The following is a 10,587-nucleotide window of genomic DNA, read 5'->3' as shown; positions in this document are numbered from 1 at the left end:
GGATTGAGAAAGGGATTGAGAAAGTTGCTAAGGCTTTGAAAGAGCAGAATATCGCTATTGAAATTATTGTTGAATCGACTGGATTGTCATACGAAGCTATTGAAAGAATTTGAGCGAGCAATAGCACTACCAAATTTTTGGTTTAAAGTCTTTGCCATTAGCAATAATTACGGAATCACCTGCGGGTTGGATTAGGAATAGTCCTTCTTGAATCGCATATTCGTTAACTCTTTCATCGATTTTAATTCCTGCTACGGCTCCATAGAGTTTATCGTTTTTGTGTTTGGGAAATGCTTTTTTGAAGCGCTCTAGGGTTTGTAAAAATCTTTTCACATCACGAACTTCTAAATGAGATTTCACTTCGATCGCGACTACTTCAGTGGTATTTTCTACGAGAATATCAATTTCGATGGAACCTTGATCATCTTGACCCGTAACTCGGAGAGCCGTGAGATGTACTTCTATTCCTTTTTCTTGAAATAGTCTGGCGGCGGCAGGTTTGATCAGGTTTTCGACAAATTCTCCCCATCGGCTCGTTAGCCCTCCTACTTGTTTGTTGGTTTGGGCAACTTGAGCAATGAGCTTTTCGATTTGTTGGTCGGTGCGATCGCTTTGTTCACGTAGTCGATTCATTTCTCGTTCGGCAGCTTGCTGGTATTCCTTACGTTGCTGCTCACTTTCACGGAAGAGGGCGAAGATGTCATCTAGGGTGATGGGTTGGCTCATGGCTTTTTTTAAGGATAGCAAATTAAAGCTATTGTATGAGAAGTTCTTATAAAATACCAGTGGCGATCGCCACGATACCCAAGACTATGTGACTAAAGGCTATGCTGTATAAATTTTTGAAACATGCATAGTGATATGACCAATAAATACCAATAACTAAGCTCATTACTACTGTTGGAATATCATTATAAATAATATGGGCGAGAGCGTATAAAACTGGTGAAATAATTAAAAAATATCGAGAAAGATTTACTTCTGACAGGATATGGAAGATATAGGATCGATATAGAAATTCTTGTAGGGGAGTGGATATGAATATATAGAAAACATAGAAGTATATAGGAATTCCAGAGTTATCTATTCTTGCACCGTAAAAATGATAATAAAGGATAGATAAAACTGTGCAAATTACTGTGATTGGTAATATATTTTTGAGTGCAGGAATTAAGTTGTGTTGATTAAAACCAACTTCAGAAAAAGATACTTTTTTGAGAATAGCAGATAAAATAATCAACAATCCGACTATTCCTAAGGTGATAAATCGATAACCGAAGGGGATTATGCCAACAAGAATTAAAATAACGGGTAGGACGTATAATCCAATTATAATTATTATAATGTCTCCAAAAATACTCATAACTTTATTCGCTGATTTTTGCGTCGATAAAATAATTAATGCCTAAATAGGGCAATAAAATAAGGGCAATTGCTCCACCCCAAGTAATAAGAAGACTTTCATTCGCGATACCAAATGTTTTTTCTATGAAATAGACCCCACCAAATATATGTATCAAAAAAGAACAAATTATAAGTAAAATAACTGTCGTACTAAAAATATATTTGTGCTTTTGTGTTTTTGATTGAGTCCAAGTAACAACTAATGTCAATATTAGTAAAATTAAAATAAATATCGGTACTAATCCTGCAAGATTTCCAAGTGACATATCTTGATTAAATAGCAATTTTTTGATTGTTGTTGTGTAGTAAGAATAAAAAGGAACCCAAAGCAGTAAACTAGCATCACAAAAAATTAAATAAGTGAAGTATTTGTGACTCTTAAATACTGAAGAGGGATTCCACCAGTTTTGAATTAGTAAGGCAAATATCTCAAAACCACATAAGAAAATTGCTAGATCGACAAATGTGTAAAATAAACGGCTGAAGGAAAGCTGGCTTTTCCAATGTTCATATTTAAGAGAAGTTTTAAAAAAATCAGTGAATTCTTTGTATTTAGGATTAGGATTTTGTTTTATGCTTGGATTCTTAACGATTTCTTGTGCAGATTTTTTAATATATTGTTGATTTAGTACAGCTTGATTATTGGTATCAAAGTATATGTACAGAAATTCTTTGCGGCTTAAATTTTCAGGAATTTGATGGATTTGGATACTAGAAGTAGCATCTGGCTTGATTTCAAACAATAAAATTGGATCGGAGCTTAAATCTAACGAGACGGCGATAATACTGAAAATCACAACTCCTAATGTGAAACGCCAAAACACTTTGCCCTTTTGTCTAATTAAGCATATTGCTCGATAAAGCGAATAAATTGATATTCCTAAAAAGATGGAAGGATAAACTATTAGATGTGGATACAGTTGAGCATATATTTTTAAGGTTTCAAAGCCGCCAAATTCTAGAAAAATGCTCAAAGGTAAGCTAAACATGGCAATTAAGATAATTCCAAAAAGAAGAACCTCCCATTTTTTATCTAATCGGCGCTCAGTGAACATACTATCCCAAGTAAGAGTTCTTGCTTCTGGATTAGCCACGATCGCTGGCAACCAACTTTTACCAAAAACTTTGTGGACTTCATCAAATTCTTCACGCAGACGGTCACGGGTGAAACGCATAGCTGAAAATATGGATCTTTCTTTGCGGACAAAGGCATCAAGGAAATGTTCAAGCAACCTACGCGCAAAAGGGGATTCGACTTCCTCGCGCATGACAATGCAATAAGGTAGATTGAGTGATGTGAGTTGATTGGCTAGTCCTAAGCCATCGCAGGAGTTAAAAATGGCAAGTTGTAATTTATCGTTGATGAGCTTTTTTATGAATTCTGTCAGATCGCCGATCGCTAGTTCGTCATTGTCATTAATTTTTACCCAGCCAATTTTGCCATTGTGATCGCTACGGCTATGACCAGCAAAAAATAAGATGTGCCAGCCCTTTGGATCTTGCAATGTTTCTTCCAACTTTTTGAGATCGGGTTGGAGTAGAGTGGTGATTGCCCCTCCATATTTATCTAAGTTAAGAAGTAATTCTTCTTCTTTTTCTAATCCAAGTTTAAAATCACCAAAGATCGCTAAAATTCTGATTTTGGATTCTACTAATAAGATTTGGTTTTGATCTGGACGCTCAAAGTCTGTAGCACTGATAGATAATTCTGTATCTTTGTGAGCATCAAAAAATTTTGTGAAGATATCTGCTTCTTGCCAAGGTAGTCCCCTTAATTTGCGATCTTCGGTCTGTACAAAAATCTGAACTTCTTCTGTCAGTTGACAATATTTTTCGAGGGTTGTTGGAATTTTACGATCGCGATCGCCATTTTCATCAAACCAGTTACTGATATGCAGCCATTGGTTGAGATTATGTTTAAAGTCATTTGCAATCTCTTGAAAATTAACAGCACCACTTACTTTTGAGATGTTTTGTTCAGGAATTGCCTCAACTCGCATCCGCCGAATATCATTACCATAGCCTTTGCTATTGGGAGTTATATTCTTTCGCCATTGGTTAAATGCTTCAGATAATGATTCTGGCATTATGGATAAGTAAGAACTTTTTTCTTCAAATCGTCCTTTTTCGTCATAAATGCTCAATGTGACGGGTAAAGCATCTATGGAAGTTTGCAATAAAATTGGAGAGCCAAATTTGAGATAGATTCTTTTTGTCATCGTCAAATTACCTCGGAAAATTTTCTACGACAGTTTCGTTGCCTAGTGTGAGACTAATACTAAAGCGATCGCCCGATCCACAAATAAATTTTTGATTGTGAGTAATATCGAAACTGCTCGTATTCGCAGTAATTTGAATGTCGGGAATGAGTTGACCTTCATCATCAAAGATGCTAATGGCTAGATGTTCTGGTAAGTAACCTTTGCCCTCAATTGCTCTTACCTTTAGAAATACTTGCACTTCTGTTTCATTGACTTCAGATACTGTGATTGACAGTTCTGTGAGAACTTGAGGGAATTGGATAACTCTGTTAAGTGACTCACCTCTGACAATTTGCATTCCCTTAAATTCGAGGCATTGTCGCCAAAAGTCAAAGACGCTAATTACTTCTTCTTGGATTGTGTCAAGTAAGTCTTGGGTTTGAGAGATTAGCGATCGCTGATTTACTGTAGAAATTTCTACTGTTTTTGACATATCCAAAATTTGAAACCCATTAAATTCACCAATCTTGCCATCTTCAAAAAGAGCGAGTAGATCTTTGAGATCTTCATCAGCACCTTCTATAACTATCTTCTTACGAATTTTCATGTTTTTCCAAATTAATTAACTAGAGATATTCTTAATTTTATACGTCTATTCATTTTGTCTTGAAGAATCTGTTGTAGTTCTTGTGAGATCTCACTCTCATTAATATCAACATCATCTTCATACTCAATCCATCCCTGAACTCGCCTAATCTTTATAGTATGGGTGTTTTGGGGATAATTGCGATCATACCCCTTGTTTTGCAAGAACTCGATCACTCTTACCCAAGAAGGAAACCGATCCACTCCCATTAATTCGTTGACATATTTATGAATGGTTGGAGACATATCTGAATTCAACTGCTTTACTTTCGTTTTCTTAGACTTGTCATCCCACCTATTCAGTTCTTCTTGATTAGGAATTTTACGGCGTTTATAAAAATAGAAAGCAATTTGCTCCTTTCTATAGCCCGACAGAGATAAGCATATATACTCAACTTCTTGTGGTGAAAGCGTCTTGTTATATTTGACATATTTTTGCTTGATGGCGGTTAGCTTTTGCAAAAACGGCTCTATATCAATCCCAGTATTTTTCTGGAATTGCAGACACTCTGGACATAGTGGTTGCTGTGAGGACATATTTACAACGTTTTCTTAATGTGCTTTGATGCGAGAGTAAGCAGAGTAAGTATTGAGTCATAGAGAAATACTATCACTCTTGATACTTGCTGAATAGCTCAGATCCTAAATTACCCCAACTAAATTACCCCAACTCTTAAACATATTAAATGTAGTTACGGGTTAATTCGTCTGCTAAATTGATCATATCGGTTTTTAAACCATCCTTGTAAACAATAATTGTAGAGGAAACGATATGCAAAAGTTGCTAGCAGCTACATTCAGTGTATTGGGCTTAGCCTTAATCACTGCAACTCCTGATCAAGCACAGGCTCAAACATGGACATGGACACAGACAGTTTCTGGACAACAATCTGGAAGTTATGTTGGGACGTATTCAAGTTCCTCTACTATTAACGAAGTTGTACAACCGACTGTCACAAAAACTGTAGAGAGTTCGTATACGAATGTATATCCTGTGACCACTATCACTCGAATTGGTTCTGGTTGGAACTCACAAGCGGTTCCTCCATTGAGATCAATATCACCAATTACTCATCAACTTCCAAACTACGGAAATTCTTTTAATCCAGTAATTGTTCCACAGCCTCTAAGTATCCAAAATCTTGGTGGTTATCAGTTGAATATGAAGCATCTAGGTCGATAGTTCACAGACTATTTAGTTAGAGACGCAATAAGCCGAGATTTATGCTGTTCCGATTGCTATAAATCAAAGCTTATTGCTTTTTGTAACCGCTTACAAGAAGTTGATTTGAAAGGTATTTCTAAAATGAGTAACTATAATAAAAAGGATGAAGAAACTTTCTACTTTAAAAATGAAGTTGATTTCGCAATGATGATGTTAACGCCAATAATTATACTATATTTAGTCATTGCAATAATTTTCCCTGCCAACAATGATAAGGCAAAAGTTAATCAGCGATCGCCTAGCTCCCAGACCTCTGCACTTTGCTCAACTGGCACACTGGTAGCGAGTGAGCCTGATGCTGAAATAAATATCAGGTCTGGAGCAGGACTAGAATATTCAGCCGAGCATTATGGATTGCCCAATGATGTTGTTAACCTGCTTGCCAATCAAAATGATAAGGAAGGTGCAGTTTGGTATCAAATCGAATTTCCCTCCAGTAAGGCTCAAGGTTGGCTAAAAAGTGATTTTGTCAAAGTTAATTGCCAATAGTTACTAGGTGATGGAGAAATATTATGTCTAATTCATCTAATCCTAAAAATCTGTTAACTATATATTTTCAAGTGCTTTTAGGGTATATCGTTTTCTTTATTGCTCTTATTTCTTTTTTTACTATTGTTATTGGGCTTATGACAGGATGGAAAATAATTCTAATCTCTGCTTTAGTAAGAAAGTTAGATGGTTCTTTCCCTTTAGATAGTTGGATCAGCACAATATCTATATTTGCAATATCTTCTTTTTTCTCAGCACTTGAGGTAAAAAAATTTGGTTTAGGTTGGTTTACCTATGGAATATTACTTTTTGTGCGTTTTTATTACTTTCAACATTTAGCAGAATGGAATAAGTTTCCTGAATTTATACGGACATCATGGGATTTCGCCTTGTTTATACATCCAGTTATTCATTGGTTCTTTGGTGGTAAGTTTGCTGAACGTTTCGCAATGACCAACGAGCAACGAAAAGAAGATTATCGAAACGCATATTACGCTGCATACCATGCTGCTTGTAATGAATACAACAGCTTAAATTATGAAACTAGGAATAGGTTAAATGATAATGGTATCTTCAATGCTCATGATTATGCCGAGAAAAAAATGAATAGATGATCTCAAAAAGCCCAACTTTTCACATTTAAAACACCCAACTTTTCTAGTTTATTTTTTATAGCAAATGTTATAAATAACTTAGACAATTTTGAAATCATCGAAAGAGGTCAATAATCCAAATGAAAACAAAGCATATACTTACAATCACCGCGCTATTTGGACTCAGCCTTGTCCCTGCCCTTCCATCTCACGCTCAACGCAGTAATCCATGCAAGTCAGCCCCACTTGCTACACCTAGCAGAGAGACTAGACAAATTCGAGTTGAGAAGTATGGAATCGCTTTTAATATCCCAGAAAATTATCGAACTAGCTCGTACATTACTGATGTCAAGATGGATATTTCGATATATAATCCCTCAGCTTTTGAGTTTAATGAATGCATGAGAATCAACAAGATCCCAAGCGATGAAATATTTGCACCTTCTGCAATCTTTTCTATTGATTCGTTGCGTTCTGGAAAAAGTTTGATTGACATAGCTAATGAGCGTCTGAGTCGCTATGCCAACACTTTTCGCAAAATAACATTTAAAAATGAACCTACCATAAGCTTTGAATATCGAAATGTAGCAGACTTGTATGATGCTGTTCTATTTTTTCTTCCTAACCGAAAATCCTCAGTAGCTATCTCGATTAATAGAGAAAATAAAGCTTTAGGTGAGGCTATCAAATCCTCGTTCACTTTTGACTTGAGTTCAAGCTCTAACTCAGTTACAACTTCGTCTTCTGTTTCTCAGGCTTCTAATAATCCTGCTACCAAACTGCTCAATGGAGTTTATGTTGGTGAAGGAACTATGTTTAACAATTCTCACAGAGAAGTTTTATCCCGCAATAATCGTCTCTGCATTAAGTTTGTTGATGGACCTGCCAGTCCTTATAGTGGTCGTCAAGAAGTTACTATCAGTTCCATATCATTAAGATCGGGAAAGCTATTTACTGACTCTTATACAAATTATGCAAATGGTACTGAACTTGAGGCATTTGCAGGTGAAGATCTAAATCCACCTTATTCAACTTTTTTGTATAAAGATGTTAAAGCTGCTTTCAGGCATACTGGGAGAACTTACTGGGTGTATCGTGGGAAAACTTTATACAAGATCAACCCTGAAATGGACAAAGACTTACAAGAATGTGTGGCATCTCAAGGAGTATATAAGAAAACTAGGAAGGGTGCTGTTATAGATGGGATAAAACCATCTTGGTAGTACCATCTGCCCGACAATCGAACTGTTTAACTTAAAATTCATCTTACTTTATTAAATCTATTCAGAGTAACCAATGAAAACAAAACATCTAGTTACAATCGCCGCGCTACTTGGACTTAGCCTTGTCCATGCCCTTCCGTCTCACGCTCAACGCAGTAATCCATGCCAATTAGCTCCATTTGCTCCACCTAGCAGAGAAACCAGACAAATTCGAGTTGAGAAGTACGGTATCGCCTTTAATATCCCTGCTAATTATCGAACTAGGTCAGTTATCACTGACAACAAAATGTATATTTCGATTGAGAATCCATCAGATTTTGACTTTAATGGATGCCTGATAAGCAATAAGGTTTCTACTGAACTAAATCCACCTTCTGGCAGTCTTTCAATTGATTCGCGTTCTGGAGATAGCCTGATTGAGATAGCAAAACAGGGTCGTTATCGCAATAATTTTCGCAAAATCATATTTAAGAATGAATCCGCAATAGGTTTTGAGAGTTATTCTTTGGGTTCCTATTATGATGATGTTCTTTTTTTTCTGTCCAATCAAAAAAATTCAGTAACCATCTCCATCAATAGGAATGATAAAGCTTTAGGTGAGACTATCAAATCCTCATTCACTTTTGACTTGAGTTCAAGCCCGTACTCCGAATCTGTAAATAGTGACGATTTAATTTCTGTAGTACAGACAAAAACTTGTCAGCTACTCAATCAAGGCTCTTCTATCCCTGATGTCGTATCCAATGTTAAACCAACCGTAAAAAAACTAGATCAAGAATACCTTTTTATTCATGCAAACTTGTCAAGAAAGATGCATAGTGAAAGTGGAAATGATGTTGATATTGTAACAAGAAGAATGATCGGAGGAGCCATCAAGCGGGATTGTCCTCAATTTCAAAACAAGTTAACTGAGTATTACAAGAGTAACTTTAGCTCGAATTCACAACCAGCAACCTCCAATCCAGAAACCTCAGTTAGACCTTCTAACGCAAATCTTCCCCAGTCACCGATTCGCCTTAACAATCAGAAGTTTGAGCCAGAATCTCCTAAAATTTTGCTCAGTGCAAATATCAGCTCATCCGAAGCACAGGTTTTAGAAAAATTAAATTCCATTCCAGTATTCATAATTGCAGATGCTACTGGTAAACCCTTGTTTGGTAAGAATGACACTAATTCTCCTCAAGTTTTATTTTTCTTTCTCAACCCCGATGATGCCACTGCATATCTAAATTGGATTAAAAATACTAATCCTGAACTTAGTGAAAATGCTCGAATTATCGCTCGCTCATTGACTGAAGCCTATCAGACAATCAAAAAGAACCAAGATCGAAAAGATATCACATTTCAAATTACACCTTCCAAATCTAGTCTAGACTCTGCACGAGAAATACTACCATCCCAAGGGAAATTCGCAAATAAATTGCCCAATATTCCAGTTTTCTTTGCTACTGGAAATACCAATGGAACAAATGGGTTGCTCACTCTAACTATAGATGGGAAGCAAACTGTACCCTATTTCTTCGATTTAAAAGACCTACAAAGTCTTCTTAATAAAGCCATGCAAGCACAGCCAAATGTATCTAACTCAACTAAAATTCAAGTTACGAGTTTATATTATGTACTTGATTTGATGGTAGACGCGAAAAATGGTAAGCCAAACCCTGAAACAGAAAGGTTTGAATTTGTACCTTCTCGTAGTGCGTTTGAATATATCAAGCAGAATAGCTCATCTAAATAATTTTCCCCAACTTTTACAGAATGAATAACCCAACTTTTCTATTTCCCTTAACTTAATTAGGAAGCTATTCTTAATCCATACATCAGGTCAAAACGTTAAGCTGATGATTGGGTTCAGCGACAAGGCAAAAAACCTCTAGGTAATGCTGCCAAACGTAATTCTAGAGCAATCTCTAAATAGCCATCTCGAACATCTATCTTTATCAATTGGAGTAATCAAATGACCCCAAAAACCATCATTTCAGCCTGTCTCATCTCCTTGTTTTTACTAACAGGTGTTGAAGCTGCCTTTGCAGGTAAAAAACATCGTAGTGCTGCATTTCAAACAGGTAAGGCAGTCTTGAAGCGTAATAGCATCAACGATCCCAAAACACCAAGACATATTCGCGGTTGGTTGAAAAACGAACAACGCACTCGTGGCGATAATGCTCGTAAATGGCGCAATCCCAAGGGCTATGACGTGGGACACGATTCACAAGGTAACTTGCGTTGGGAAAACTCCAATATGAATAGATCGCGTGGTGGCAAGTTCAAGAAGTAGCCAAGTAAATAATTGATATTACTCGCCCAATGCTCTTGATTACAAATAAATGACCTGTGACTGGCAAGTTGTTGAGGTGTGGATTGATCCCATGCAATCCACACCTTATTTATTGATGCTTATGGGCGATCGCATTGCCCTTAAATCATTACCTAGCAGCGTATTTAATGCAGGCGTATTCTCTAATTCAACCCTGAGTGGTGCAATTAGTTCCGCCTATACTGATGTCAACCCCAATCTTGCAGGAAATCAAGCATTAGGTGCAAACCAAGCCGTCTTCTTCAGATGGAACGGTAGTAAATATGTCTCTGTCAATGATGGACTTGCGCCCTTTAACACTAATACAGACCTCGTTATCAACGTTACAGGCATGACTAGCACAATGGCTACAGGTGCATTAACTCCTACCAATTACTTTGCTGTATAGAAGACCTGTTGGGAAATAAAAGTAAAGTACAGAAAGGGTTTTACTTTTTCCATCCATTTTTAAGCAGAATCTAAATAGAAGTTCCATAAACCAGCAGCATTC

The 10,587-nt window shown here is 36.6% G+C and carries 12 protein-coding genes and 1 pseudogene; 8 read left to right on the top strand and 5 right to left on the bottom strand.

What is annotated here, in order from left to right:
• Window positions 1-113 (top strand): annotated as a pseudogene (locus H6F44_RS24255) (Rpn family recombination-promoting nuclease/putative transposase); the annotation flags it as partial.
• A gap of 13 nt (window positions 114-126) precedes the next feature.
• Here H6F44_RS24255 and H6F44_RS20845 read toward each other — a convergent pair.
• Genes H6F44_RS20845 through H6F44_RS20825 form a run of 5 tightly spaced genes read right to left on the bottom strand, consistent with a single transcriptional unit; the run spans window position 127 to window position 4,787 of the window.
• Window positions 127-726, bottom strand: coding sequence for a DUF3782 domain-containing protein (locus H6F44_RS20845; protein ID WP_190353014.1), 600 nt, complete (start codon window positions 724-726; stop codon window positions 127-129).
• 46 nt (window positions 727-772) lie between these two features.
• The gene (locus H6F44_RS20840) at window positions 773-1,363 is read right to left on the bottom strand and encodes a CPBP family intramembrane glutamic endopeptidase (RefSeq protein ID WP_190353013.1); all 591 of its coding nucleotides are present in this window, start codon (window positions 1,361-1,363) and stop codon (window positions 773-775) included.
• Between the two features lie 4 nt (window positions 1,364-1,367).
• Window positions 1,368-3,623: a hypothetical protein gene (locus H6F44_RS20835; RefSeq protein ID WP_190353012.1), complete on the bottom strand. Its 2,256-nt coding sequence runs from the start codon at window positions 3,621-3,623 to the stop codon at window positions 1,368-1,370.
• Window positions 3,624-3,630: 7 nt separating this feature from the next.
• Window positions 3,631-4,212, bottom strand: a complete 582-nt coding sequence (locus tag H6F44_RS20830; RefSeq protein WP_190353011.1) for a DUF1822 family protein — start codon at window positions 4,210-4,212, stop codon at window positions 3,631-3,633.
• An 11-nt stretch (window positions 4,213-4,223) separates the two neighbouring features.
• On the bottom strand, window positions 4,224-4,787 hold the full coding sequence (locus tag H6F44_RS20825) for a hypothetical protein (RefSeq protein ID WP_190353010.1): 564 nt from the start codon (window positions 4,785-4,787) through the stop codon (window positions 4,224-4,226).
• A 235-nt stretch (window positions 4,788-5,022) separates the two neighbouring features.
• On the opposite strand from H6F44_RS20825, the gene H6F44_RS20820 reads away from it, so the two are divergent.
• The 7 genes from H6F44_RS20820 to H6F44_RS20790 all read left to right on the top strand — a co-directional run bounded on the left by H6F44_RS20820 (window position 5,023) and on the right by H6F44_RS20790 (window position 10,485).
• Window positions 5,023-5,433 (top strand): hypothetical protein, encoded by a 411-nt coding sequence (locus tag H6F44_RS20820; protein ID WP_190353009.1) that lies wholly within the window; start codon window positions 5,023-5,025, stop codon window positions 5,431-5,433.
• A gap of 105 nt (window positions 5,434-5,538) precedes the next feature.
• Window positions 5,539-5,964, top strand: a complete 426-nt coding sequence (locus H6F44_RS20815) for an SH3 domain-containing protein (RefSeq protein ID WP_190353008.1) — start codon at window positions 5,539-5,541, stop codon at window positions 5,962-5,964.
• Window positions 5,965-5,987: 23 nt separating this feature from the next.
• Complete coding sequence (locus H6F44_RS20810; RefSeq protein ID WP_190353007.1) at window positions 5,988-6,578, top strand: hypothetical protein; 591 nt, start codon at window positions 5,988-5,990, stop codon at window positions 6,576-6,578.
• Window positions 6,579-6,697: 119 nt separating this feature from the next.
• Window positions 6,698-7,780 (top strand): hypothetical protein, encoded by a 1,083-nt coding sequence (locus tag H6F44_RS20805; protein WP_190353006.1) that lies wholly within the window; start codon window positions 6,698-6,700, stop codon window positions 7,778-7,780.
• A 73-nt stretch (window positions 7,781-7,853) separates the two neighbouring features.
• Window positions 7,854-9,518 (top strand): Tic22 family protein, encoded by a 1,665-nt coding sequence (locus tag H6F44_RS23340; RefSeq protein ID WP_242016682.1) that lies wholly within the window; start codon window positions 7,854-7,856, stop codon window positions 9,516-9,518.
• Between the two features lie 219 nt (window positions 9,519-9,737).
• Window positions 9,738-10,058: a hypothetical protein gene (locus H6F44_RS20795; RefSeq protein WP_190353005.1), complete on the top strand. Its 321-nt coding sequence runs from the start codon at window positions 9,738-9,740 to the stop codon at window positions 10,056-10,058.
• 49 nt (window positions 10,059-10,107) lie between these two features.
• A complete protein-coding gene (locus H6F44_RS20790; RefSeq protein WP_190353004.1) occupies window positions 10,108-10,485 on the top strand; it encodes a bluetail domain-containing putative surface protein in 378 nt (125 codons plus the stop codon).
• The last annotated feature ends 102 nt before the right edge of the window (window positions 10,486-10,587 follow it).

The sequence above is a fragment of the Pseudanabaena cinerea FACHB-1277 genome (assembly GCF_014696345.1).
Lineage (GTDB): Bacteria > Cyanobacteriota > Cyanobacteriia > Pseudanabaenales > Pseudanabaenaceae > Pseudanabaena > Pseudanabaena cinerea.
This window is presented reverse-complemented; position numbering and strand designations above follow the sequence as displayed.